The sequence below is a fragment of the Deltaproteobacteria bacterium genome (assembly GCA_029210625.1).
GTDB lineage: Bacteria > Myxococcota > Myxococcia > SLRQ01 > SLRQ01 > JARGFU01.
Map to the genome: position 1 here is coordinate 41626 of JARGFU010000026.1, position 25621 is coordinate 67246.

A 25621-nucleotide genomic window follows, 5' to 3' on the forward strand; every position below is an offset into this window, starting at 1 on the left:
ATCACGCGTCGACCTCCCGGGCCTCGAGGGGGCGGGTGGGGAGGGTCTCGGGGAGCTCGACCCCGTAGGCGGGCTCGAGGAGGCGGTGGACGTCGAGGAGCTGGATGATCTCGTCGTCCGGCCCCGGCACCATCCCCGCCACGCACTGGGCGTCGGCCAGGGGGCCGGTGGCGATCTCGAGGCGGGCGCCGTCGAGGGAGATGAGGTCGAGCACCCGATCGACCACCACCCCGACCGCCCCGGAGGGGGGGGCGAGGATGGCGATGGGCGTGTCCAGCTCGACCGCCGAGGCCGGGAGCCCGACGCGCCGCCGGGCATCGATCACCGGCACGATCTTCCCGCGCAGGTTGATGGCGCCGAGGAGGGCCTCGGGGACCTCGGGCACGGGCGTGATCCAGACCGCCCGGATGACCTCCCGCACGATCTCGAGGGGGACGGCGTAGAGCTCCTCGCCGATGTTGAGGGTGAGCGCCGGGAAGCGGCCCGCCGGCAGCGAGGCCCGGGTCCGCTCGGGCTGGACCTGGCGGCGCAGCTTCGCGAGCTCCCGCTGGAGCTCGGAGAGGCGGCGGAGGAGATCGCCGTCCTGGGCCTGGGTCGAGGTCGTCATCCGGGCTCGCCTCTAGAGGTACTTGCGGACGGCCTGCACGAGGTTCGAGGGGTCGGCGGTCTTGCGGACGTGGCCGTTCGCGCCGCACTCCTTCGCCAGCTTGGCGAGGTCGTCCTGCTCGATGGAGGAGTAGAGGAGGATCGTGATGTTCTCGGTGTTCTCCTTGCGCAGCATGGTGGCCACCCGGTCCCCGGTCATGGCCGGCATGTTCACGTCGAGGATCAGCAGCTGGGGCGACTCCTTCCAGAGGAGGTAGGGGATGCCGATCGGGTTGTCGGACTCGATCACCTCGAGCCCGATCTCCTCGAGGGCCTCCACGGCCGCGCAGCGCACGGTGGGGCTGTCGTCCACCAGGAGGACCTTGCGGATCTTTCCGGTGGCGCCGGGGGAGGGGCGCGAATCGGTTCCGGACTCGTCGGGGTGCTTCATGGTGGCTACTTCGTCGAAGGGGGCGGGCAGCATCGCGAGGGAGCATGAGCAAGGCGGGTGCCAAGGCTCGATCTGTTCGTATCGGGCCAGGAGGCGCCGATCGTGGGATCTGGGGGGTCCGGGTTCCCGTTTTCGGGATCCGGGTCTCGCTACCGAAAGGGCGGGGCGCGCTCGCCACGCGTCAGGGGGATCGGCTAGACCTTCGGGCCATGGACGTGCGCGCCAAGCTCCGGGAGACCTTCGGCTTCGAGGCCTTCCGGCCGGGCCAGGAGGCCATCGTCGAGGCCGTCCTCGAGGGCCGCGACCTGCTGGCGGTGATGCCCACCGGCGCGGGCAAGAGCCTCTGCTACCAGCTCCCCGCCACCCTCCTGCCGGGCCTCACCCTGGTGGTCAGCCCGCTCATCGCCCTCATGAAGGATCAGGTCGACGCCCTGCGCGAGCACGGCATCGCGGCGGCCCTGATCAACTCCAGCCAGAGCGCCGGCGAGCAGCGCGAGACCCTCGAGCGGGTCCGGGCCGGGGAGGTGAAGCTCCTCTACGTCGCGCCCGAGCGCTTCGGGGCGGCGGGCTTCCTCGAGAGGATCCAGGGGGTGCCCCTCTCCCTGATGGCCATCGACGAGGCCCACTGCATCTCCCAGTGGGGGCACCAGTTCCGGCCCGACTACACCCGCCTCGGTGAGGTGCGCGAGCTCCTCGCGCCCGAGCGCCTGGCCGGCTTCACCGCCACCGCCACCCAGGAGGTGCGCGACGACATCGCCCGGGAGCTGCGCCTGCGCGATCCGATGATCGAGGTCCACGGCTTCGATCGCCCCGAGCTCTTCTTCGGAGCCGAGCAGCTCGCCGGCAAGAAGCTGAAGGCCGCCCGCGTGCTGCACCACCTCGGGGCCCTGCGCGAGCAGCACGGGGAGGACGCCAGCGCCATCGTCTACTGCGGCACCCGCAAGGACACCGAGGCCCTCACCGAGCTCCTGCGGGGCAAGGGCGTCCCGGCGATCGCCTACCACGCCGGCCTCGGCGACGAGGAGCGCGCGCAGGCTCAGGACGCCTTCATGTCGGGGGAGACGCCGGTGGTGGTCGCCACCAACGCCTTCGGGATGGGCGTCGACAAGGCCGACATCCGCCTGGTGCTCCACCACGACCTGCCCGGCAGCGTCGAGGCCTACTATCAGGAGGCCGGCCGCGCCGGCCGCGACGGCGAGCCCGCGAAGGCGATCCTCCTCTGGGGGCTGGGCGACCTGCGCCTGCGCCGCTTCTTCATCGAGAAGGGGACGCCGAGCCCCGCCGATCTCGACCGGGTCTGGGAGCGCCTCTCCACCGGGGGGCGGCCGGGGCAGGTCCGCGCCGGCACCACCCGGGAGCTCGCCGAGCGCGCGGGGGTCGAGGCCGGGGTCGTCCCGGTGATCCTGCGCCTCCTCGAGAAGGCCGGGCACCTGCGCCCCGAGGAGGCCGAGGAGGACGAGGAGGGCCGCCTGCGCCTGCGCCTCCTCGACACCGCCCCCCGCTCGGGGCTGCGGGTCGATCGCGAGGGGCTCCTGCTCTTCCGCCAGCTGGAGGAGGCCCGCCTCGAGCGGATGGTCACCTACGCCGGCCGGGCCCTCTGCCGGCGCCGCGCCCTCCTCGACTACTTCGGGGATCGCGACGGCCCGGCCCCGGGCGAGCTCTGCGGGAGCTGCGATGCCTGCGAGGCGGCCCTCGCCCGGGGAGGGGCGACGCTCGAGCTCTCCGAGGCCTCCTACGAGAGGGTCCGGGCGGCCCTCGCGCTCGTCGACTCCACCGACTTCCCCTTCGGCCGCCGCAAGCTCGCCGCCGCCCTGGCGGGCGAGGATGCCCCGGGCCTCGAGCGCACCTCGCTGGTCCGTCACCCCGCCGCCGGCAGCTTCGCCTGCCTGGGAGGCGGCGCCCTCGCCGCCGCCGAGCAGGTCCTCGACCGCTGCGTGGGGGCGGCGCTCCTCTCGGTGCACCACGATCCCTACCCGGTGATCACGATCACCGCCCGGGGCCGGGCCGTCCTCGCCGGCGCCGCCGAGGTCCCCGGCGAGATCGCCGCGCTGGCCGACGAGGATCAGGTCACCGCCGCCCTCGACGAGGCGCGGGCCCGCGAGCGGGCCGCGAGGGCCGCGGCGCCCCGGCGGCGCAAGAAGAAGGGGGCGCCGTCCCCCGAGAGCTTCGGCCCGGTGGACGAGGCCCTCTTCGAGCGCCTGCGCGAGCTGCGCAGCCGGCTGGCGAGCGAGCAGGGCGTGCCGCCCTACGTGATCTTCCACGACAAGCACCTCGCCGCGATCGCCGCCCTGCAGCCGAGGAGCGAGGAGGCCCTGCTCGGCGTGCCCGGCATGGGCCCGAAGAAGCTCGAGAAGTACGGCGCCGCCCTCCTCGAGCTCCTCCGGGACGGCTAGTCGCCGGGGTGGTAGGGCACGCCGAGCGGCGCGCGGGCGTGGCGGACCATCGGGTGCACCTCTGCGGGCGCGTCGGCCCGCGCGGGCAGCGCGCCGAGCAAGAGGACGCCGAGGGCGAGGGGCAGAGCCCGGCCGCGAGGGGTCTCCTCCACGCTGCCTCAACCGCAGGGGCGCGAGCGGGATTCCCAACCTAACTTGAAGAGGCGCCCCGGGAGCCGTGAATCCTCTGGTGAGGTCGGTGGCTCCCATGGGGTGAATGCGCAGCCGGGGAGCTCGGCAGCGCGGGTCGAAACCAATCTTTGTTGAGGAGAAGTTCCATGACCGTCATCAACCTGACCAAGGAAAACTTCGAAGAGACCATCCAGAACAACGACATCGTCTTCGTCGACTTCTGGGCCCCCTGGTGTGGTCCCTGCCGCGCCTTCGCGCCGACCTACGAGGCCGAGGCGGCCAAGCACCCCGGCGCGGTCTTCGCCAAGGTGAACACCGACGAGGAGCAGGAGCTCGCCGCCGCCTTCCAGATCCGCTCGATCCCGACCCTCATGGCCTTCCGCGAGCAGATCGGCGTCTTCGCCCAGCCGGGCGCCCTGCCGGCCTCGGCCCTCTCCGACGTCGTCGGCCAGGTCGAGTCCCTCGACATGGAGGACGTCCGCAAGAAGGTCGCCGAGCACCAGGCGAAGCACGCCAACTAGTCACAGCGCAGTACGACCGATTCGACCCGGCCGCGCCCGGGCTGTCGTCCCAGGATCTTTTCTCCCCCGCCTTTGGGACGGCGGCTTCGGGCGCTGCCTTTTTAAGGCGCCGGGAGCGTCCGGGCGAAGGCCAGGACGTGGCCGTCGGGATCGAGGCTGTAGGCCGCCTCGTCCCCCCAGGGCCGGGGCGCGAGCGCCGAGAGCTCCCGCGCGCCCGCCGCGAGGGCCCGGGCGTGGAAGGCCGCCGGCTCCTCCACCCGCAGGTAGAGCTCGGCCCGCGGCACCCCCGAGCCCGCGGCGGGGTCCGGGAGGGCCTCGCCGAGCAGGCGCTTGATCCCGGCCTCCGGCATCAGCCCGAGGAGGGCGCCGCCCGGCAGGGTGAGCTCGGTCATCCCCGGGACGTCGAGGTTCGGCGCGACGCCCAGGACCTCGACGTAGAAGTCCCGCGCGCTCGCCTGGTCGGCCACGTAGAGGACGACGAGGGTGGGGGAGGCGCTCATGGTGGGGCGGGCGCCCCCGCTCGTCGCGCAGGCCGCGAGCAGGGGCAGGAGGAGGCCGGTCAGCCGGCGCAGGGTCCGCCTCAACCGCGGACGATCTCGACCCGCTCGAGCACCACCGGGGTGTTCGGGCAGTCGCGGGAGTTCCGGGGCACCCGGGCGATCTGCTTGACGATCTCGAGGCCCGCCACGATCTCACCGAAGACCGCGTGCTTGTTGTCGAGGAAGGGGGTCGGGACCTCGGTCACGAAGAACTGCGAGCCGTTGGTGCCCGGGCCGGCGTTGGCCATCGAGAGCATGCCCGGCCTGCTGTGGTTCAGCCCCGGCGCGAACTCGTCGTCGAAGCGGTAGCCCGGACCGCCGGTGCCCCAGTCGGAGCGATCGGCGCGGGTCTTGGGGTCGCCGCACTGGATCATGAAGTCGGGGATCACCCGATGGAACTTGATCCCGTCGTAGAAGGGCACGCCCCGCTTCTCCTGGTTGGAGATGGGGTCGACCCAGGGGATGGTGCCCTCGGCCAGACCCACGAAGTTGCCCACCGTGACGGGCGCCTCGTCGGCGAAGAGCTTGACCTTGATCTGTCCCTGGGTCGTGTGCAGCACCGCGTGCATCGGGCCGGCGACCGAGGGGAGCTCCGGGGGAAGGTTCTTCAGTGTCATGCGCAAGGGTGGTAGCGCGACCGCGATCGGATGGGAAGGCGCGCCGCACCCGCTTGTCCGCCCTGCCGCACCTGCCGCAGGATGGCGTCCGTGAGCGCGGAGACGATCCTGCAGGCGGGGGCCCTCTCGATCCTGGCCCTGGGGCTGGCGGCGGTGATCGCCCTGACCTTCCTCTCGGCGCCCTACGGCCGCCACGCCCGGGCGGGGTGGGGGCCCTCGATCGGCGCCCGGCGCGGCTGGCACCTGATGGAGGCCCCGGCCTTCTTCGGCTTCGTCGGGGTGGCCCTCTACCACCTGGTCGGTCCGGGCCTGCGCGCCCCGGTCGATCCGGCGAGCTGGATCCTCTTCGCCCTCTGGATCCTCCACTACGGCGACCGGGATCTCCTCTATCCCCGCCGGCTGCGGGACCCCTACCGGCCGATGCCGCTGGCGGTCGTCGGGATGGGCTTCTCCTTCAACCTCCTCAACGGCCCCCCCAACGGGCTGGCCGTCGGCCTGGAGCGACACCCGGTCGCGTGGCTGCTCGACCCTCGCTTCCTCGGGGGCGTCCTCCTCTTCCTCGCCGGCTTCGGGCTCAACCGCGCCTCCGATGCCCGGCTCCTGCGCCTGCGCGAGGCGAACCCCGGCGGCTACGCCATCCCCCGGGGCGGCCTCTTCACCTGGGTCTCCTGCCCCAACTACCTCGCCGAGATCGTGCAGTGGATCGGCTGGGCGCTCGCCACCGGCTCCCTGATCGGGGCGGCCTTCGCGATCTTCACCGCCTGCAACCTCGCCCCCCGCGCCCTGCAGCACCACCGCTGGTACCGGGAGAACTTCCCCGACTACCCGCCCGGGCGAAGAGCCCTCCTCCCCTTCGTCCTCTGAAGCCCCGCCGCCGTGGCCTCCCGGGCGGTCACGACCGCCCCGGGGGGTGCTGCCGGGCTCTTGTCAGCTGACCTCGTCTCGCCCATGAATGGTCTTGCGAATCATTCGCAACTTAGCACGAGGTCCACCATGAAGGCACGGCTCCCCCGTCTTCCCGGCCCCTCAGGCCGCATCCTCCTCACCCTCCTCGCCCTCGCTCCCGCGGCCGCGTCGGCGGTCCACCCCCTGGCCACCGACGATGCGGGCACCGTGGGCGCCGGCGCCGCCGAGGTCGAGCTCTCCTTCGCCGGAGAGCAGGCGGCGGTCGAGGGGCTGGGGCTCTCCACCGGCCTGGCCCTCCACGCCGGCATCCTGGAGACCCTCGATCTGGGGATCGGCCTGGGCTACGCCTGGAGCGGCGCCATGGACGATCCGGTGCTGGACCTCAAGTGGCGGGCCCTGGAGGGGGAGGGGCTGCTGCCGGCCCTCGCGCTGCGCCTGGATCTCCGGGTGGGCCAGGGGGGCACCGCCGGCGAGGGGCACGGCCTGGGAGCCCACGCCGTCCTGACCTGGGAGCGCGCCCGCTGGCTGGTCAGCCTCTGCGCCGGCACGGCCCTGGATGGGCTGGGCCAGCAGAGCGCCGCGACCCCCTCCCTCGAGGGCGGGGGGATGCTCCTCCTGCCGGCCGGAGAGGGCCTCCAGCTGGGCGCCGAGACCGTGGTCGCCCTGCCCGGCGCCGGGGAGCCGGTGGGCCTGGACCTCATGGCGGCCGGCCTCCTCGAGCTGGGCGAGCGCCACCTCCTGAGCCTGGGGGTGGGCGTGCACCTCGAGCAGGCCGCCTCCCCGGGCTGGGTGGGGACCCTCGGCTTCACCACCGCCTTCGGGGGCTGATCGAGGAAAAAGTGAAGAATCGAACTTTTCCGTTTGACGGCCCCGATGGCCGGATCATACTGCCCCATAACTACGAATAACCGCGCCGAGTTATGGCCAATTGCAGGGGCGTGGTGGCAGTAAGGGAGCGACTGCCGATCCAAATTCCTGCTAATGAGCCGAGCGCCTAGGCGCAAAAGCCCCCGCCGGTTCATCGAACCAGCGGGGGTTTTTCTTTTAAGCCGTTCTTCGGTGATAAAGGCCCACTCCCCCATCCCCGGCCCTCGGAAAAGAGCACGATGAAGCGCAACGACACCCTCCTGCGGACCGCCCTCACCGAGCGAATCCTCCTGATCGACGGGGCCATGGGTACGGCCCTGCAGGACTACAAGCTCGACGAGACCGCCTACCGGGGGGACCGCTTCGCCGGCCACCCCCAGGACCTCACCGGCAATCACGACCTGCTCTGCCTCACCCAGCCGGCGATCGTGCAGGCGGTCCACGAGGCCTACCTCGAGGCCGGCGCGGACATCGTCGAGACCAACACCTTCACCGCGACGCGGATCCCGCAGGCCGACTACGGCACCGAGGCCGTCTGCGCCGAGCTCAACCGGGAGGCCGCCCGGATCGCGCGCCGGGCGGTCGACACCTGGAGCGCGAAGACCCCGGGCCGCCCCCGCTTCGTGGCCGGCTCGGTGGGGCCCCTGAACGTCACCCTCTCCCTCTCCCCGAAGGTCGAGGATCCAGGCTACCGGGCCGTGAGCTACGGACAGGTGCGCGAGGCCTACGCCGAGCAGATCGAGGCCCTCCTCGAGGGCGGCGTCGACCTGCTCCTGGTCGAGACCATCTTCGACACCCTCAACGCGAAGGCCTGCCTCCATGCGATCGAGGAGGTCTTCGAGGCCCGCGGCGAGCGGGTGCCGGTGCTCCTCTCGGTGACGATCACCGACCAGAGCGGCCGCACCCTCTCCGGCCAGACCCTCGAGGCCTTCTGGATCTCGGTGGCGCACGCCCGCCCCTTCGCGGTCGGCCTCAACTGCGCCCTGGGGGCCGCGGCGCTGGCGCCCCACGTCGAAGAGCTCTCCCGGCTGGCGCCCAGTACCTACACCTTCGTCTACCCCAACGCCGGCCTGCCCAATGCCTTCGGCGAGTACGACGAGCAGCCCGCCGAGACCGCGGCGCTGCTGGCGGGCTTCGCCCGGCAGGGCTGGGTGAACCTCGTGGGCGGCTGCTGCGGGACGACCGCCGAGCACATCCGGGCCATCGGGGAGGCGGTCAACGGCCTCGAGCCGCGCCGCCTCTCCTCCCCCGGGGACAGGGGCCTGAAGCTGGCCGGCCTCGAGCCGCTCTCGATCCGCCCCGACTCCAACTTCCAGATGATCGGCGAGCGCACCAACGTGACCGGCTCCCGGCGCTTCGCCCGCCTCATCAAGGACCGGGAGTACGACAAGGCGCTGCAGGTCGCCGCCCGGCAGGTCGAGGCCGGCGCCAACCTCATCGACATCAACATGGACGAGGGGATGCTCGACGCCGAGGCCGAGATGCGGCGCTTCCTCTCCCTGCTCTCGGCCGAGCCCGAGATCTCCCGGGTGCCGATCGTCATCGACAGCTCGCGCTTCTCGGTCATCGAGGCGGGCCTCGAGCACATCCAGGGCAAGGCGGTGGTGAACTCCATCTCCCTCAAGGAGGGGGAGGAGGACTTCATCGACAAGGCCCGCCGGATCCGCCGCTTCGGCGCCGCCATCATCGTGATGGCCTTCGACGAGCGCGGCCAGGCCGAGACCACGGAGCGCAAGGTCGAGATCTGCGAGCGGGCCTACCGGCTGCTCATCGAGGAGGTCGGGATGCCTCCCTCGGAGATCATCTTCGACCCCAACGTCCTCGCCGTGGCCACGGGCATCGCCGAGCACGACGCCTTCGCGGTGAGCTTCATCGAGGCGGTGCGCCTCATCAAGGAGCGCTGCCCCGGCGCCCACGTCAGCGGCGGCATCTCCAACCTCAGCTTCGCCTTCCGCGGAAACGACCTCGTCCGCGAGGCGATGCACGCCGTCTTCCTCTTCCACGCCATCGAGGCGGGCCTCGACATGGGCATCGTCAACGCCGGTCAGCTGGCGGTGGTCGACGAGATCGAGCCCACCCTGCGGGAGCACGTGGAGGACGTCCTCTTCCAGCGGCGCCCGGACGCCACCGACCGCCTGGTGGAGCTCGCCGGGCAGGTGCGGGGCGAGGCGAAGACCCGCAAGGAGGACCTCTCCTGGCGGGAGGCCCCGGCCGAGAAGCGGATGGAGCTCGCCCTGGTGCGGGGCCTCGACGAGTACATCGTCGAGGACGCCGAGGAGCTACGGCTGAAGCTCGGCGATCCCCTCGCGGTGATCGAGGGGCCGCTGATGGACGGCATGAAGGTCGTCGGCGACCTCTTCGGCAGCGGGAAGATGTTCCTGCCCCAGGTGGTGAAGAGCGCCCGGGTGATGAAGCGGGCCGTGGCCCACCTCGAGACCTTCATGGACGACGAGAACGGCGATCAGCCGCGGCGCAGCGGCAAGCGCGGCGCGCCGAAGATCCTGCTCGCCACGGTGAAGGGGGACGTCCACGACATCGGCAAGAACATCGTGGGGGTGGTCCTGGGCTGCAACGGCTACGAGGTCCTGGACCTGGGCGTGATGGTGCCCGCCGACAAGATCCTCGACACCGCCGAGGCCGAGGGGGTCGATCTGATCGGCCTCTCGGGGCTGATCACGCCCTCCCTGGACGAGATGTCCCGGGTCGCGGCCCAGATGCAGCGCCGGGGGCTCACCCTGCCCCTGCTGGTGGGGGGCGCGACCACCAGCAACCCGCACACCGCCGTGAAGATCGCCCCGGAGTACGAGGGACCGACGGTCCACGTCCTCGACGCCTCGCGGGTCGTCGACGTGGTCGCCCACCTCGTCGATCCCGGCCGCCGCCCGGCCTTCACCGAGGAGGTCTCGCGGCAGCAGGCGCGGCTGCGCGGCCTGCACGCCGGCAGGGATGGCGCGGGGCTGGTCTCCTACGCCGAGGCGAGGGAGCGCTCGCAGAAGCTCGAGTGGAGTGAGCAGCTCGTGCCCGCCCCGGCGGTCGAGGGCGTCCGCACCCTCGAGAAGTGGTCCCTGCGGGACATCGCCCGCTACATCGACTGGCAGTACTTCTTCGTCTCCTGGGGGATCAAGGGGCGCTTCCCCGAGCTCCTCGACGACCCGCAGAAGGGGCCCGCGGCGAAGGAGCTCTTCGCGGCCGCGAAGCAGATGCTCGAGAAGCTGGTCCGCGAGCAGCGCATCCGGGCGCGGGCGCGCTACGCCTTCCTGCCGGCCGCCTCGGTGGGCGACGACGTCGTGCTCTACACCGACGAGAGCCGCAAGCAGGAGCGGATGCGCCTCTCCTTCCTCCGGCAGCAGCGGCCCGGCCCCCAGGGCTGCTGCCTCTCCCTGGCCGACTACGTCGCGCCGGTCGGATCGGGCCTGGCCGATCACCTCGGCGCCTTCGTCGTCACCGCCGGGCTGGGCGTCAGCGATCTGGTCACCGCCTACGAGGCCGCCGGCGACGACTACGACGCGATCATGGTGAAGGTCCTGGCCGATCGCCTGGCCGAGGCCTTCGCCGAGCTGCTCCACGAGCGGGTCCGCCACGAGTGGTACGCCCGCGGGGAGGAGCTGCCCACCAGCGAGCTGATCGCCGAGCACTACCGCGGCATCCGCCCGGCCATCGGCTACCCCGCCTGCCCCGATCACTCGGAGAAGCAGAAGCTCTTCGAGCTCCTCGCCCCCGAGGAGATCGGCGTCGAGCTCACCGAGAACGGTGCGATGAGCCCCGCCGCCAGCGTCTGCGGCCTCTACTTCCAGCACCCCGAGGCCCGCTACTTCAACGTCGGGCTGGTGGGTGAGGATCAGGTCCAGGACTACTCGGCGCGCAAGGGCCGCTCGATCCAGGAGACCGAGCGGTGGCTGGCGAGTAATCTCGGGTATGAGCCTCGGTCGCCCTTGAAGGCGACGGCGGGCTGAGGCGTCTCGTTCACGTCCACGTACACGTCCACGTACACGGGTTCTCCCGTGGGCCTTGGGTGAGGGTGCAGCGAGCCCTCGGAAAGGCCGTGTACGTGGACGTGTGCCGACGGACCCGGGAATGTGAGGGGCCCAGAGCGGTTCGATCCCATGTGGTAGAATCGAAGCCATGAGAAGAATCCCTCTCCTCCCCGGCCTCCTCGCCCTCGGCGGGGCGATCGTCGGCGGCGCGATCCTCGGCAGCCGCCTGGCGAGGAAGCTCCGTCGCCAGACCTGGGAGGCGCGGCCGGGACGTAGCCCGGAGCGGCCCTGGCGGGTCACCGACTTCGACGAGGTCGAGGAGGTGATCGGCGGGACCCGCTGCCACTGCGGCGGCGTCCTCGAGTCGCCGCAGGGGGCCTCCGAGCTGGAGCCGGAGGGCACCATGCGGGTCGCGCGCTCTCGCTGCCAGCAGTGCGGATCGGAGCACGAGCTCTACTTCGATCTGCGCGAGGTGCGGCACTGAAAACCGGCTACGAGCTGTGAGCTGCGGGCTGCGAGCTCGCAACCAGTTCGAAGCTCGTAGCTCGCGGCCGACGCCCCGGGCGTCGGGATCAGCCCGCAGCCACGAGCGCGGCGTCCCCGTCCGCCGAAGTGGTGGCGGTGCCGTACTCTCTGCGCGGCGGCGGCAGGCTGTTCGCCAGCACCCGGCCGTTCGCGATGGCCACGATCTCGCCCTCCATCAACGGCTGCCAGGGCTCGTCCGAGAGCGGGCGGCTGGCGATCAGCACCACCTCCTGGCGGGCGGTGTCGGTGCGGATCTTCGCGCCCTCGAGCTCGTGCACGGTGGGCTCGGTGCAGGTGCGCCGCAGCAGGTGCAGCCCCGGGGCCACGATCGAGCCGTCCTCCTGGGTGCGCCGGTGGCCGTGGGCGAAGAGCACGTCGCCGTCGCTGTAGAGGAAGTTCGCCGGACCCAGCCGGCTGATGCGGTGCGCGAAGGTGCTCACCACCTCCAGGCGATCGGCCAGGGGTGGCAGGCCCTGCACCCGCCGCCAGAGCCCGCGCATCTCACCCATCAGGGTGCAGAAGGCCTGCTCCGAGTCCGTGTCGCCCAGGGGGAGGTAGGCGTCGAGGCGCCGCCACGGCTGCCGGCGCAGGTTCTCGAGGTTGCCGTTGTGGGCGAAGACGTGGAGGCGGCCGCCGAGCTCCCGGGCGAAGGGCTGAGTGTTGCGCAGGGTGCGCGCGCCCATGGTCGCCTTGCGGATGTGGGAGATCACCAGGTTCGAGCGCAGGTCGTGGTGCTCGACGAAGCGGGCACACTCGCTGTGCGCGGCGGCCTCGCTCTCCCGCAGGATCTGGGCGTCGGGCCCCTCGAAGAAGGCGATCCCCCAGCCGTCGGCGTGCGGTCCGGTCGCGCCCCCGCGCCTCGAGAAGGTCTCGAAGGAGAGGTTCACGTTGACCGGGCGCCGGGCGCTCGCTGCGAAGAGCTCACACATGGGAATCGAGGGGGGATCTCCTGGGGCAGAGGACACGAGCAGGCGCAGGAGCGGGGGTAAACCCGTAGGTCCCCGGCGACCCTCGGATCGAACTCCCGGTCCACCGTGCAAGCACGGGGCCGCTTCCTCAAAAGGGGCCCTCGCTACCCGGTCAGAGCCACCACCCCGCAGGATCGATGCATCTTCTGCGAGATCCCCGGGGGTCCCCGCGTAAAAAACGCAGCGAAACCCCTCTATCCCGGTGCAAATACTGAAGGATCTCGCGCCCGGGTCCGTCGCAGTGCGTCAAGGAATCGCCGGGTGGGAGGCGCTCTCCTCGAGCGCGCGGCGGCGGCGGCGCACCGCCTTGCGCAGGGTCTCGAGCGCCTCGCCTCGCTGGTCGTAGAGGCGTCGCGGCTTGCGCCGGCCCTGCTTGCTGGAGAAGAGCGCGCTGACCAGGAAGGGGACCACCGCCGTCATGTCGCAGTGGACGTACTGGCTGCCCCGGGCCACGGCGTCGGCGCTGACCTTGCCCCAGGTGTGTCCCTCGCCGGCGGGGCAGGAGGAGAGGGCGCCGTTGTCGACCGGATCGACGCAGAACTGCAGGTCGATGTCGAAGCCCCGCGCCGGGACCTGGAGGATCTGGTCGAGGGTGGGCTCGCCCTGGAGGGTGTAGTTCTTGGGCACGCCGCCGCCGAAGATCCAGACCGCCGCCTTGCCCGAGGCGGTCTGCCGGACGTGGTGCTGCAGCGCCGCCATCTCGAAGACGTCCTCGGCCAGATCGATCTCCAGCTTGAAGTCGTCCGGGTAGAGCTGCCGCAGCTTCACCACGTTGAGGAAGATCGAGCCGTCCTGCACCGCGCCGACGAAGATGGGCACCCGCTTCGCGTAGCAGGTGGAGAGGAGCGAGGGGCGCTCGACCCCCAGGACCTTCTCGACCTCGTGGAGGGCCTTGCCGAGGAGGAAGTGCAGCTCGGGGGTGGTCATCTTCCGCTGGAACTCGGGGCGCATGAGGATCGCCGAGAAGAGGCGATCGGTGTCGAGGAGGGTCTCCTCGACGAAGCCCAGGTCGTAGATGCGGATCACCCGGGCCAGGCGGTAGGCGAGATCGCCGCCCTCGGGATCGACCTCGCGGATGCGGTGCCCGATGACCCGGTGGGCGTCGTGGTAGAGGTTCGCGCCGGTGGTGGTCAGGCAGGAGACGACGCCGCGCTCGATCAGCGGGATGATCACGCTCTGGTGGAAGCCCGCCGGCGTCATGGCCCCGGAGAGGGTGAGGAAGATCGCGTGGTCCTCGGCCATGCTGCGCTCCATCAGCCGGTAGGCGTCGCGCACCTGACGGCCGACGAAGGCCGGGAAGGCGTGCTCGAGGAGGTCGAGGGGACGCTCCTTGCCGGTGATCGGCCGGGGGTCGACCTCGGGGGCGCGGGCGAAGTGGCGCTCGAGGGTGCGGGTGCTGTGCTTGGGCTTGGTGGGGTCCTTGCGCGTGGCCATGGCGTTCTCCTTCTTCCCCGGGGCTCATAGCACGAGAGGCCTCGTCCCACCCACGAAAGGAAAGTTGACCGGGGCCGATACCGCGCTAGCGTCGAGGCGTGCCCCCGACCAAACCAGAGCGCCCCGTGGAGAGGAGCTGGCTGGACCAGATCACTCGGAGCCCCGGCCTCGACGAGGCCATCGCGTCCTTCGTGGGATCGATGGCCTTCCTGCGCCGGATGGGGCTCGCCGACGAGGAGATCCGGCGCCTCTGCCAGCAGGATCCCGGGAAGTCGCCCCGCTAGTCCACAAACCGGCGAAGCCTGTCCGACCGGGATAGACTCGCGGATCGAAGTGGTTCTCTGGCGACATCCGCCCACCCGGTCGAGGTGGGCGCTCCTCTTCCTCGCCGCCCTGCTCGCCGGGGCGCCGCAGGCGCGCGCCCTGGCCGAGGTGGCCGAGGCCCTCTCGCCGGCCGAGGCGGCCGAGGGGTGGCAGCCCTGGACGGAGGAGGAGCAGCACGAGGAGGAGGACGAGGCGCCGAGCGATCCCGGCGGCCTGAAGGTGGCCTCGGCCGCCCCGGGCGAGCGGCCCCTCCACCTGAGCGCGCCGCCCCTCCTGCGGGTCGCGCAGGGCGAGGTCGTGGACCTCGGCGCCCTCTACCACTCGCGCTACCGCTTCCGGATGAACATGGCCTACGGCGCCGCGGGGGTGACCGCCGCCGGCATCCTCCCCTTCTCGGCGGCGGTGGCCCTCCACGAGATCTGGCCCTGCGGGGGGCGCGACTGCATCAGCGTGACCACCGCGATGGGGCTCTTCGGCCTGGGGGGCCTCTCCCTCTTCCTGATCGGCGCTGGCGCGATGGCCCACTGGTCCACCGTGGCGGCCCACGCCCTCTACGATCCGAAGGCGCCCGCCGGCGCGATCTGGATGGGGCGGACCGCCTTCGTCCTCTGGGCGATCTCCGAGGTCCTGCTCACCCTCGCCATCGTCGGGCCGGGCGCCGGGCTCTTCTGGGCCGGCACCCTCTTCGGCTTCTTCTCGATCCCCTTCGCCATCGGACAGATGGTCTCGACAACCCTGCGCCGCCGGGATCGTGATCCCGGCACCCGGATCGCGGGCTGGCCGGTCGCGCCGGTCCCCCTCGCTCAGTGGAGACTCGCACCATGAGGCGCCGCTTCCCTCTCCCCCTCTTCCTCCTTCCCCTGCTGCTGATCGCCTGCTCGGCGGCCCAGACGCCGCAGCAGCCGGAGGGCGGGCTCGCCCCCGGGGAGCTCACCCTCTTCTTCACCACCGACGAGCACGGGCACATCGCCGCCCGCGAGAAGGACGGGCGGGTGCTCTCGGGCGCCGCGAACCTCGCCGGGCACCTGAAGGAGGAGGGCTTCTCTCCCGACGCGCCCGGGATGCTGCTGCTCTCGGGGGGCGACAGCTGGACCGGCCCGGCGGTCTCGGCCTTCTTCCAGGGGGAGTCCACCGTCGAGATCTTCGACGCCCTGGGCTACGACGCCGCCGCGCTGGGCAACCACGACTTCGACTTCGGGCAGGCCGTCCTCGCGAAGCGCCTGGCGCAGGCCCACCACCCGATCGTCTCGGCCAACGTGCTCACCGCCGAGGGGGAGCCCCTCCCCGGGATCGCGCCCTACCAGCTCCTCGAGACCGGCCCCACGAAGGTGGGCATCCTCGGCATCTCCTATCCCGGCACCCCGCGGATCTCGGTGCCCGAGAACGTCGCGGGCCTGACCTTCGGCCCGGCGCTCGCCGCCCTCGAGGCCAACGTCCCGAAGATGCGCGAGGAGGGCGCCCAGGTGGTGGTGGTGCTCACCCACATGTGCGGGCCCGCCCTCCTCGAGCTGGCCCCCCGGGCCGCCGAGCTGGGGGTGGCGGTGATGTTCGGCGGCCACTGCCACGAGCGGGTGGTCGCCCGGAAGGACGGGGTGCTGGTGGTCGAGGGAGGCCACTACCTCGAGCAGCTCCACCGGGTGGACCTGAAGGCGAACCCGGAGACCGGCGCCTTGGTGGACGCCGAGGTCGAGGAGATCGCGCTCTCCTATCCCGCCGGCGGGAAGAACCCGGTCACCCCCGATCCGGCGATCCAGGCCACCGTCGATCGCTGGACGAAGAAGATCGACGAGCACCTCGGCAAGGTCATCGGCCACACCGAGAGCGGCATCGAGGTCGGCGCCGGGATGTACGCGATGGTCACCGACGCCTGGCTCGGGGCCTACCCGCGGGCCGACATCGCCCTCTCGAACACCGGCGCCTTCCGGCAGAACATCCCGCCGGGGCCCATCACCCTGGCGGACGTGGTGGCGGTGCTGCCCTTCGAGAACTCGCTGGTGGTCACCGAGATCAGCGGCGCCGAGCTCCTCGAGAACCTCGCCTGCTGCGGCGGCGCCGTGGCGGGGCTGACCTACGAGCTGCAGGAGGGGGAGATCCGGGCCCGCCTCTCCGACGGCTCGCCGCTGGACCCCGGGGCGCGCTACCGCGTGTTGATCAACTCCTTCATGTACGGCGGCGGCGACGGCTACCTCTTCGGCAAGCAGGATCCGGACGCCGAGGACACCTCGATCCACTGGCGCGATCCGGTCATCGGCTGGATCCAGCGGGCCCAGACCTCGAAGGAGAAGCCGCTGGAGCAGCTCCTCGAGGATCGCACCCGCTTCCGGCCGCTGCCGCGGCCGACGGAAGGCGCGCCGGCGGAGTAGGGCCAAAGAAGAACGCCCCCTCCCCGGCGCGGGGAGAGGGCGTGGTGGGCGCGGGTTCAACCGTGACGCGCGCCCCCCAAGGAACTCCTTCTAGTAGGCGATCGCCGCGGCCTCCGCGGCCTGGGTCTTCACCAGGCTGCCGACCTTCTCGTCGAAGCTGTCGGCGCTCTTCTCGGCGTTCTCGGCCAGCCACTTCTCGCGCTTGGAGGCCAGGTCCTTCATCTCGGACTGGATGCGCTTGCGGTCCTCGGACTTCTTCTTGAGGTGCTCCTTGCGCTCCTTCACCGACAGCTCCTTGAGCTCCTCGGGCAGCTCGGCGGTCTTGGCGAGCTCGCCGTCGACGGCGTCGTCGCCGAAGTCGAAGGCGGTGACCAGGTCGGCCTTCGCGGCGGGCGCCGGGGCGGCCGGGGCCTTGGCGCGAGCCCGGAAGATGGCGCGCTCGGCGGAGGCGAAGCCGCCGCCGCTGCCGGCGGTGGTGGCGGCGGAGTCGAGGGCCGCGACGGCCTCCTCGCGCTTCGCCTTGCTGCCCTTCATCACGTAGGTCTTGTCCATCTCACCCGAGAGGCGGGCCAGGTCGGCGTCGAAGGGGGTGGCCACGGCCAGCATCCCGCCGGTCTGGCTGATGGTCAGGAACTCACCGCCGCCCAGGGAGGCGATCTGGGTGAAGTGGGTGCCGGTCTCGTCCCAGGTGCCGCAGCGGATGGTGTTGACGATGATGCCCTTGTTGGAGGCCCGGGTGACGGTCTTCTGGTAGGAGGGCACGTCCTGGTAGTCGTTGTGGGGCGGGGCGTCGCCGACCAGGAAGACCACCCGCAGGGCCCGGGTCTCCTTGTTGCTCCACTCGATCTTCTCGACCGCGTCGTGCAGCGCCTGGTTGACGTTCTCGGGGCCGTCGCCGCCGCCGTCGGCGTTCAGCGCGAAGAGGTCCTTGTAGACCGCGTCGAGGTCGCCGGTGAGCTGGCTGACCTTGGTCACGTAGGCGTCGCCCTTGTCGCGGTAGGCCACCAGGCCGACCCGGATCTCGGGGGTGGGCTTGCCCTTGGCCACCTCGTTGACGATGGACCAGATCTTCTGCTTCGCGCCGGCGATCAGGCCGCCCATCGAGCCGGTGGTGTCGAGGGCGAAGACCATCTCGACCCGGGGGCGCTGGGTCTTCTCACGGGCCTGGGCGACCACCTTGGCGCCGCTCTCGTCGCGGTCGGCGCGGGCCGGGGTCTCCGGGGTGGCGGTGGTCACGAAGCCGCCGGAGATCAGGACGACGGCGAAAGCGGTCAGGGTTCGGCGCAGGATGGACATCTTCGGGCTCCTTCGAGAGGGGGGTTCGTTGGATTCCCCTCTCGATACGGATCTGCGCGGAATTGGATCTAACGCATTGTCGAAGAGGCGCCGCCGCGTATCATGCGCCGGTGGCAAGCGCGCAAACCCTCGTGATCATTCATGGTGGCGGCGAGATGGGCTCGGCGGTGGGCCACGCCCTCCACCGGGAGGGTTATCGCCTGCTCGTCCTCGACCGGCCCCTGCCCGGCGCCCTGCGCCTGGGGGTGGCCTTCTGCGCGGCGGCGGTGGCGCCCGGGGGGGTGCTGGAGGTGCAGGGGGTCGAGGTGGTCCACGCGGCCGATCCGGACGCCATCGAGGCGGCCTGGGCGGCGGGGCGGGTGGCCCTCTTCACCGGGGATCCCGCGGCGCTCTCCTACCGCCCGGCGGTGCTGATCGACGCCCGGATGCGCCAGCTCACCGAGCCCCTGCAGCACCTCGCGCCGGGCGGCCCCCACGTCCTGGGCATCGGCCCGGGCTTCACGGTGGGGGAGGACTGCCACCAGATCCTGGAGTCGAACCGGGGCCCCGCCCTGGGCCGGGTGATCCAGGAGGGCAGCGCGGAGGCCCACACCGGGGTGCCGGGCGAGGTCCAGGGCCTGCGCCAGGAGCGCATCCTGCGCTCCCCGGTGGCCGGGGTCCTCGAGCGCCGGGTCGAGCTCGGGGCCTTCGTCGAGGCCGGCGAGGTGGTGGCCCGGGTGGGCGGCCAGGACGTCACGAGCGGCGTCGCCGGCATGGTGCGGGGGCTCAAGCTCGATGGCGTGAGGGTGGGCGCGGGCCACAAGATAGGGGACGTGGATCCCCGGCGGGACCGGTCCCTGCTGCAGACCCTCACCGACAAGGCCGAGGCGCTGGGCCGGGCAGCCTGCACGGCCCTGGAACTTGCCGGGATATCGCCCCAGAATCAGCCGACCGCTTCGGAGTGATCGCCTCTCTCGGCGGACCTCCCCATTCTCGAAGGACAACCCCAAGGAGTCGAAGGATGTACCTGCGCCTGGAGAAGTACCATCGACCCGAGACCGTCGAGGCCGCCCTGCGCCTCCTCGAGGACGGCGGCGGGAAGGCCGCCCTCCTCGGCGGCGGGACCGACCTCAACGTCCATGGCCACGAGCACCTGGTCGAGGTCATCGACCTGCAGGCGCTGGGGCTCGGCGGGATCAGCCGGGAGGGCGACGTCCTGCGCCTCGGCGCCAGCCTCACCCTCGGCCAGCTGCGCCGGGCGGCCGAGCTCGAGGGCGAGCACTTCACCGCCCTGCGCCAGGCGGCGGCCGCCTTCGCGGTGAAGGGCATCCAGAACCGGGCGACCCTCGGCGGCCGGATCATGGTCGACCGCGCCGATCAGGACCTCCCGCCGGCCCTCGCGGCCCTCGGCGCGCGGCTCGTGCTGCGGCGCCTCTCCGGGGGCGCGGTCGTCGAGGAGACCCTCGACTATCCCCTGGGCGACGCGCGGGCGGCGCTGGAGGGCGCCCTCCTCGTCGCCGTGCTCCTGCCGGTGGCCCCGGGGGCGAGCGCCCTGCGCCGCTTCGGCCGCAGCGCGGTGGATCGTCCCCTGATGAGCGTCGCCGCGGCGGTCTCCGGCGAGACCGTGCGGATCGCCGCCAACCTCCAGGGGCCCGGCGCGGCGGATCTGAAGCGCTTCGAGCTGACCGAGCAGCTGGCCGCGGCCTGGCTCGCGGCCCGGCCGGCGGACTGGCGGGACCAGGCCCGGGGGAGCCTGCTCATCGAGGCCGCGGCCTTCGAGGATCCCTGGGCCAGCGGTGAGTACCGGAAGGATCTCTGCGCCACGCTGGCCCTGCGGGCCCTGGCCGCCGTGCTCGGCGAGGAGGAGGTGGCATGAAGATCTCCCTGACGGTGAACGGCCTCCCGGTCTCCTGGGAGTGTGAGCCCCACGAGTTCCTCACCGAGGTGTTGCGGCGCGAGGGCCTCATCGGCACCAAGCGCGGCTGCGAGCAGGGCGACTGCGGCGCCTGCGCCGTGCTCCTCGACGGCGTCGAGGTGCCCAGCTGCATCGTGCTGGCCGCCCAGGCCGACGGTCACGAGGTGCTCACCATCGAGGGCCTGGGGAGCTTCGACGCGCCCCACCCGATCCAGCGGGCCTTCGTCGACGAGACCGCCATCCAGTGCGGCTACTGCACGCCGGGGATGGTCATCGCCACCAAGGCGCTGCTCGACGAGAACCCCACGCCCGAGGTCGGCGACGTGCGGGAGACCCTGGCCGGGCACGTCTGCCGCTGCACCGGCTACGTGAAGCCCATCAAGGCGGTGCTCACCGCCGCCGAGAAGATGAGGGCAGAGTGATGAACGATCGCAGGAAGATCCCCGAGGGCTGGGACACCGGCGCCGAGAGCATCGACTCGCAGGACGACTTCAAGGTCGTGGGCCACAGCCCCGAGCGGGTCGACGCCCTCAAGCTCGCCCTGGGCAAGGGCACCTACGCCGACGACGTCGACCTGGACGGGATGCTCTACCTCAAGGTGCTCTGGAGCCCCCACGCCCATGCCATCATCAAGTCCATCGACACCAGCAAGGCGGAGGCGGTGCCGGGGGTCGAGCTGATCCTCCACCACGGCAATGTCTCGCGGATCCCCTACACCACCGCGGGCCAGGGGCACCCCGAGCCCTCGCCCTACGACATCTTCATCTTCGACAGGAAGGTGCGCTGGGTGGGCGACCGGGTCGCCTGCGTGGCGGCGACCTCCGAGCGGGCCGCCGCCCGGGCCGTCGAGCTGATCGAGGTCGAATACGAGCTGCTCGAGCCCATCTTCGACTCGCGCCGCTCCGCGGACGAGGGCGCGCCGGTGCTGCACGACCAGCCCGAGGCGACGGGTCTGCCCGACTACGAGAAGGACCGGAACATCGCCGCCCAGATGCTCGTCGAGCACGGCGACATGGAGAAGGCCTTCGCCTCGGCCGACCTCGTGCTCGAGCGCGAGTACTCGGTGCCCTACCAGGCCCACTGCTGCCTCGAGCCTCACGTCGCCCTGACCTGGCTCGACGAGGACAACCGGCTGGTGGTGCGGGTCGCCACCCAGGTGCCCTTCCACAGCCGGCGCATCCTGGCCCGGATCCTCGAGATCCCCCTGAACCGGATCCGGGTCATCAAGCCCCGGATCGGCGGCGGCTTCGGCGGCAAGCAGGAGATCCTCCTCGAGGATCTGCCGGCGCTGGTCACCCTGCGCACCGGCAAGCCCGCGCGGCTGATGCACACCCGCTCCGAGGAGTTCTGCTCCTCGCGCACCCGGCACCCGCAGCGGCTGCGCTGGAAGACCGGGGTGATGAAGGACGGCACGATCGTCGCCCAGGAGCTCGAGGTGCTGGCGAACACCGGCGCCAACGGCGCCCACGCCCTGACCGTGCAGAGCTGCACGGCGGGCAAGACTCTGCCCCTCTACGACGCCGAGGCCTACCGCTTCATCATGAAGACGGTCTACACGAACCTCCCCCCCGGCGGCGCCTTCCGCGGCTACGGCGGTCCCCAGGGCTTCATGGCCATGGAGACCCACATGGACGAGGTCGCCGACAAGCTCGGCATGGACCCCATCGCCTTCCGGCGGATGAACGTCATCGCCCCGGGGCACGACAACGTGCTGGCCAAGAGCCTGGGCGAGGGCAAGGAGGGGCCGCCCCAGCGCATCCGTTCCAACGCCATCCAGGAGTGCATCGACCGCGGCGCAGCGGCCATCGGCTGGGAGCGCCGCGACTCGCTGGATCGCGACGGCCCGATCAAGCGGGGCATGGGCATGACCTGCCTGATGCACGGCTCGGGCATCCCCGGCGTCGACATGGCCTCGGCCCGGATCAAGCTCAACGAGGACGGCTCCTTCAACCTCCACGTCGGCGCCACCGACATCGGCACCGGCAGCGACACCATCCTCTCGCAGATCGCCGCCGAGGCGCTCTCGGTGCCGCTGGACAAGATCGTCATCTACTCGAGCGACACCGACCACACCCCCTTCGACACCGGGGCCTACGCCTCCTCGACGACCTTCATCTCGGGTCAGTCGGTGAAGAAGGCCGCCGAGGGCGCGGGCCGTCAGCTTCGCGAGGCGGCCCTCGAGATGTGGCGGGTCCACGGCAAGGAGAAGAAGCTGGACGACCTGCGCCTGGAGGACGGGCACGTGCGCGCGGCCGACGGCGACTCGATCAGCTACGCCGACATCTGCCTCTCGACCTTCTACGAGCACGATCAGCACCAGATCCAGGACCACGGCTCGCACATGACCTTCGAGTGTCCGCCGCCCTTCTCGGCGCACTTCTGCGAGGTCGAGGTCGACACCGAGACCGGCGGCGTGAAGCTGCTCAAGTACGTCGCCGCGGTCGACTGCGGGGTGGCCATCCACCCGGCCAGCGCGGAGGGGCAGACCGAGGGCGGCGCGGTGACCTCCATGGGCTACGCCCTCTCCGAGGACTACATCTTCGACGAGAAGGGCAAGCTGCTCTCGGACAGCTTCGGCGACTACAAGCAGTTCACCGCCCTGGACGCCCCCGACTTCGAGACCATCCTGGTGAAGTCCTTCGAGCCCGCCGGCCCCTTCGGGGCGAAGTCGGTCTCCGAGATCCCCGCCGACGGCCCCGGGCCGACCATCGCCAACGCCATCGCCAACGCCATCGGCATCCGCTTCCGCGACCTGCCGATCACCCCCGAGAAGGTGCGCCGGGCCTGGCTCGACCAGCAGTCGTCCGGAGAGTGAAAACATGACCGCTCCTGTCCGCTTCGCCCGCGCTCGCCTGCTCCTCCCCATCGCGAAGGGGAGGCGCGACGAGCGCATCGAGGACGGCTACGTGCTCTGGCAGGGTGACCGCCTGCTGGAGGTCGGCGCCTACTCCGACGAGCTCGGCGCCCGCCTGCTCTCCGAGCACGGCTCGCTCGCGGTGCTCGGGGGCGGGACGGCCACCACGGCCGAGGGGCTCGTCCAGCACGACGCGGTGATCGTGCCGGGCTTCGTGAAGGCCCACGGCCACGATCACGAGTCGCCGATCATCGGGCTGACCCGCGACGTGCCGCTCACCGCCTGGCTCGACGGGGCGGTGAACCTCTTCACCCGCTTCCTCGACGAGCAGGGCGTCGAGCTCGAGCGGGAGCTGGGCGTCAACGCTCACGAGCTGACCTACCTGAAGGCCAAGGCCGACGACCTCTACTACGGCATCACCTCGGCCATGACCCACCACTGCAACTTCTCGAAGTACCGGGTCGACGAGCTGGCCAGCGCCTCGCGCAAGGCCGGGACCCGGATCATCATCGCGGTGGGCGGCCAGGACCGGAACTACTACGAGAAGATCCTCGACACCCCGGCCCAGGCGCTGAAGCGCCTCGACGAGGGCGTGGCGAAGCACGGCGGCGATCCGCGCACCGCGGTGATCCCCGGCCCCGACCAGCTCTTCTCCAACGGCCCGGAGATGCTCGAGGAGCTGAAGGCCTGGGCCCGGGCGAACGGGACCCTGCTGCACTGCCACTCCTCCGAGGAGAAGGGCACCACCGAGTGGTTCCGGAAGGAGTACGGCCAGACCCCGGTGCAGTACGCCGAGTCGATCGGCATCCTCGACGAGAGCACCGTGCTGGCCCACCAGGTGCAGACCACCGACGAGGACCTGCGGATCCTCGCGGACACCGGCACCCGGATCGTCCACAACCCGCTGGCCAACACCATCCTCGGCTCGGGGATGCCGCCGATCATGGAGATGCTCGAGGCGGGCATCCCGGTGGCGATCTCCACCGACGGCTCGGGCAGCGCCGACAACCAGAACATCCTGGCGGCCGCCCGCCTGGCCTCGCAGTACCAGAAGGCGCTGCACCGCCGGGCCGAGAACCTGCCGGCCCAGCAGGTGCTGGAGATGATCACGATCGACGCGGCCGAGATGCTGCGGATCGACGCCGGCTCCCTCGAGCCGGGCAAGGCCGCCGACCTGGTCCTCATCGACCTGACCCGCCCCAACCTCACGCCCACCCGCAAGGTGAACGTCGTCGAGAACCTCATCTGGGCGTCGGACGGCAGCGAGGCGCGCTGGGTCGTCGCCGGCGGCGAGGTCGTGAAGGACGACTACCGCCTCACGACCCTCGACGTGGCCGAGATCAGCGAGAAGATCACCCTCCTCGCCGAACGCCTCGACGTCTACCGTGGCCAGGCCGAGGAGATCCGGGGCACCGGCGTCAACCGCTGACGCCGGATGATAGGCTGATCCCGGGCTCGAGCCTCTCCGGGAGGGATCATCGGTGCTGGGGGGTGCTGGGGGGTGCTGGGGGTGCCGGTGCTGAGTGCCCGGTGCTGGGTGCGGTGCGGTGCTGGGTGCCAGGCACTTAGAGGGGCACCTTGGAGGAGGGCATTGGAGTTCGGGTCGAGCGAACGGCGTTCCACTCCTGGTGTCAGCCAGCCACCGCGCGATTGAGGGGGCCCTCGGAACATCATCGAGGGCGGGCGGCTGTTCCGAGGTGGAGTGACCGGCGCCGCTGGCGGCCCAGGGTCGAGTACCGATGGTTCCAGCTACGATTGAGCACCGGAACGTGGAACCCCGGTGGGACGAAGACCTATGCGGTTGCGTCGGCGGGAAAGGCAATCACCTGAGTGTGATCCGGAAAACCGAGGGAAGGCAGGTCGATGAAGTTCCGTTCCGCCGCAGCGCGATAGGCTTCCACGAAGGCCCGATAGGCCTCCTTGAACGTCCGTCGGCCCTCGGGGGTCGCGGAGTGGCAGAGCGGAGCAGGACCCTGCTTCAGTCGCCGCGGTTGGTGGTGAGGGGGTTTGCGAAGCGATGCGAGAGCCTTCTTGCTCCGGCGGGGATCATCGACGAAGGCAATGGCCACGTCCTCGACGAGCTCTCGGTTGAGGTGTCGTTGCTGCTCCACGGTGAGGTCACTCCAGCACGGGAGGGGATCCACGATAAGTGCGTGGAACGAGGTAAAGTCCTTCTCACTGGGCGGCCTCCGTCTGAGCCTTTGCGCCAGGTACAGGGCGGTGCGGTCGATCCGGATTCCCTCGAGCGGTGCGCCCCGGGTCAGGGCTTCGACGGCATTGAGGCCTGGCCAGAGGGCTGGATGGGCGACCAACCCCTCTTTGCAGCCATGCTCATAGAGATAACGCATACGATCGCGGAGGCTCGCCTCATCGGTGATCGAGATGGATCGGTATCGGCGCCCCCAGAACGGCCCTCTCCAGGCATGCAGCCGGCCAGCCTCTCGGGCGATGCTCCCCATGACGAAATTCATGAACCGCGAGAGGGTGCGAGGGTTCGCAGCTGCGATCAGCATATGAAAGTGGTTCGACAGGAAGACGAAGTTGTAGATTCGAACCCCGTGTCGTTGTTTTCCGACGGCCAGAATGCCGGCGATCAGGGCGTTGAGACGTTTCGACGGCCTCAAAAGAAACCGGCCCTGGATGGTTCTGGCCGTGACTTCGACGGCTTGCCAGGATTCCGCATATCGAAGGGGGCGTCCCATGCCATGCGTCTCCAAGCAAACAAGAGGCCAGGCCTCCGTGGGCCGGATTCGGGCTGGTCGGAGACCGCAGGTTGCTCGGGAGGGTCAGAAATCGGGACTACCAGTCCAGAAACCGGGCCGGTTCACCTCGTCGAGCCGCGCGAGCCGATTGCCCCTCAGGGAGGTTTCTACTAAGTGCCTGGCACCTTTCGGGTAAGGTTGATCGGGATGGTGTCGAGGCGTGGTTGGTGGTGGGTT

General features: G+C 71.0%; 23 protein-coding genes. 14 read left to right on the forward strand and 9 right to left on the reverse strand.

The window, feature by feature from the left end:
• Position 1: 1 nt before the first annotated feature.
• Positions 2-607 carry a chemotaxis protein CheW gene (locus P1V51_20640; protein MDF1565457.1) on the reverse strand — a complete coding sequence of 202 codons (606 nt, stop codon included), beginning with the start codon at positions 605-607 and terminating at the stop codon, positions 2-4.
• Positions 608-619: 12 nt separating this feature from the next.
• Positions 620-1036: a response regulator gene (locus P1V51_20645; GenBank protein ID MDF1565458.1), complete on the reverse strand. Its 417-nt coding sequence runs from the start codon at positions 1034-1036 to the stop codon at positions 620-622.
• Positions 1037-1245: 209 nt separating this feature from the next.
• Between P1V51_20645 and P1V51_20650 the strand changes: the two genes are divergently transcribed.
• Positions 1246-3429, forward strand: coding sequence for a RecQ family ATP-dependent DNA helicase (locus tag P1V51_20650; GenBank protein MDF1565459.1), 2184 nt, complete (start codon positions 1246-1248; stop codon positions 3427-3429).
• Here the strand turns inward: P1V51_20650 and P1V51_20655 are convergent.
• Positions 3426-3581, reverse strand: a complete 156-nt coding sequence (locus P1V51_20655) for a hypothetical protein (protein ID MDF1565460.1) — start codon at positions 3579-3581, stop codon at positions 3426-3428. The genes P1V51_20650 and P1V51_20655 overlap by 4 nt on opposite strands.
• A 165-nt stretch (positions 3582-3746) precedes the next feature.
• Here P1V51_20655 and trxA point away from each other — a divergent pair, with 165 nt between their 5' ends.
• Complete coding sequence (gene trxA / locus P1V51_20660) at positions 3747-4121, forward strand: thioredoxin (protein MDF1565461.1); 375 nt, start codon at positions 3747-3749, stop codon at positions 4119-4121.
• Between the two features lie 101 nt (positions 4122-4222).
• On the opposite strand, the gene P1V51_20665 is transcribed toward trxA, so the two are convergent.
• Both P1V51_20665 and P1V51_20670 read right to left on the reverse strand, forming a co-directional pair.
• Complete coding sequence (locus P1V51_20665) at positions 4223-4705, reverse strand: VOC family protein (protein ID MDF1565462.1); 483 nt, start codon at positions 4703-4705, stop codon at positions 4223-4225.
• Entirely contained in the window at positions 4702-5277 is a 576-nt protein-coding gene (locus tag P1V51_20670; GenBank protein MDF1565463.1) for a peptidylprolyl isomerase, read from the reverse strand. Before P1V51_20670 ends, P1V51_20665 begins: the two co-directional genes overlap by 4 nt.
• 90 nt (positions 5278-5367) lie before the next feature.
• On the opposite strand from P1V51_20670, the gene P1V51_20675 reads away from it, so the two are divergent.
• From P1V51_20675 to P1V51_20690, 4 genes are all read left to right on the forward strand, one after another.
• A complete protein-coding gene (locus P1V51_20675) occupies positions 5368-6141 on the forward strand; it encodes a DUF1295 domain-containing protein (GenBank protein ID MDF1565464.1) in 774 nt (257 codons plus the stop codon).
• A 129-nt stretch (positions 6142-6270) separates the two neighbouring features.
• Positions 6271-7011 (forward strand): hypothetical protein, encoded by a 741-nt coding sequence (locus tag P1V51_20680; GenBank protein ID MDF1565465.1) that lies wholly within the window; start codon positions 6271-6273, stop codon positions 7009-7011.
• Positions 7012-7289: 278 nt separating this feature from the next.
• Positions 7290-11003 (forward strand): methionine synthase, encoded by a 3714-nt coding sequence (gene metH, locus P1V51_20685; GenBank protein ID MDF1565466.1) that lies wholly within the window; start codon positions 7290-7292, stop codon positions 11001-11003.
• 169 nt (positions 11004-11172) lie between these two features.
• A complete protein-coding gene (locus P1V51_20690) occupies positions 11173-11508 on the forward strand; it encodes a hypothetical protein (protein MDF1565467.1) in 336 nt (111 codons plus the stop codon).
• 88 nt (positions 11509-11596) lie between these two features.
• Here the strand turns inward: P1V51_20690 and P1V51_20695 are convergent, their stop codons facing one another.
• Positions 11597-12478, reverse strand: coding sequence for a class II glutamine amidotransferase (locus tag P1V51_20695; GenBank protein ID MDF1565468.1), 882 nt, complete (start codon positions 12476-12478; stop codon positions 11597-11599).
• A gap of 285 nt (positions 12479-12763) precedes the next feature.
• Complete coding sequence (locus P1V51_20700; GenBank protein MDF1565469.1) at positions 12764-13951, reverse strand: deoxyhypusine synthase family protein; 1188 nt, start codon at positions 13949-13951, stop codon at positions 12764-12766.
• A gap of 125 nt (positions 13952-14076) precedes the next feature.
• On the opposite strand from P1V51_20700, the gene P1V51_20705 reads away from it, so the two are divergent.
• From P1V51_20705 to P1V51_20715, 3 genes are read left to right on the forward strand one after another with little or no spacing between them, the layout of a single operon-like run.
• Positions 14077-14235 carry a hypothetical protein gene (locus tag P1V51_20705; protein MDF1565470.1) on the forward strand — a complete coding sequence of 53 codons (159 nt, stop codon included), beginning with the start codon at positions 14077-14079 and terminating at the stop codon, positions 14233-14235.
• Positions 14236-14284: 49 nt separating this feature from the next.
• Entirely contained in the window at positions 14285-15100 is an 816-nt protein-coding gene (locus tag P1V51_20710; GenBank protein MDF1565471.1) for a hypothetical protein, read from the forward strand.
• Positions 15097-16638: a bifunctional UDP-sugar hydrolase/5'-nucleotidase gene (locus P1V51_20715; protein ID MDF1565472.1), complete on the forward strand. Its 1542-nt coding sequence runs from the start codon at positions 15097-15099 to the stop codon at positions 16636-16638. The genes P1V51_20710 and P1V51_20715 overlap by 4 nt, the downstream gene beginning before the upstream one ends.
• 90 nt (positions 16639-16728) lie before the next feature.
• Here P1V51_20715 and P1V51_20720 read toward each other — a convergent pair whose 3' ends face one another.
• Positions 16729-17934, reverse strand: coding sequence for a VWA domain-containing protein (locus P1V51_20720; protein MDF1565473.1), 1206 nt, complete (start codon positions 17932-17934; stop codon positions 16729-16731).
• Between the two features lie 110 nt (positions 17935-18044).
• Between P1V51_20720 and P1V51_20725 the strand changes: the two genes are divergently transcribed.
• From P1V51_20725 to P1V51_20745, 5 genes are read left to right on the forward strand one after another with little or no spacing between them, the layout of a single operon-like run.
• On the forward strand, positions 18045-18878 hold the full coding sequence (locus P1V51_20725) for a molybdenum hydroxylase (GenBank protein MDF1565474.1): 834 nt from the start codon (positions 18045-18047) through the stop codon (positions 18876-18878).
• A 56-nt stretch (positions 18879-18934) separates the two neighbouring features.
• Entirely contained in the window at positions 18935-19789 is an 855-nt protein-coding gene (locus P1V51_20730) for an FAD binding domain-containing protein (protein ID MDF1565475.1), read from the forward strand.
• Positions 19786-20250, forward strand: coding sequence for a (2Fe-2S)-binding protein (locus tag P1V51_20735; GenBank protein ID MDF1565476.1), 465 nt, complete (start codon positions 19786-19788; stop codon positions 20248-20250). The genes P1V51_20730 and P1V51_20735 overlap by 4 nt, the downstream gene beginning before the upstream one ends.
• Positions 20250-22643: a molybdopterin-dependent oxidoreductase gene (locus P1V51_20740; protein MDF1565477.1), complete on the forward strand. Its 2394-nt coding sequence runs from the start codon at positions 20250-20252 to the stop codon at positions 22641-22643. Before P1V51_20735 ends, P1V51_20740 begins: the two co-directional genes overlap by 1 nt.
• A 4-nt stretch (positions 22644-22647) precedes the next feature.
• On the forward strand, positions 22648-24111 hold the full coding sequence (locus P1V51_20745) for an amidohydrolase family protein (GenBank protein MDF1565478.1): 1464 nt from the start codon (positions 22648-22650) through the stop codon (positions 24109-24111).
• A gap of 364 nt (positions 24112-24475) precedes the next feature.
• On the opposite strand, the gene P1V51_20750 is transcribed toward P1V51_20745, so the two are convergent.
• Positions 24476-25384, reverse strand: coding sequence for a transposase (locus P1V51_20750; protein ID MDF1565479.1), 909 nt, complete (start codon positions 25382-25384; stop codon positions 24476-24478).
• Between the last annotated feature and the right edge of the window lie 237 nt (positions 25385-25621).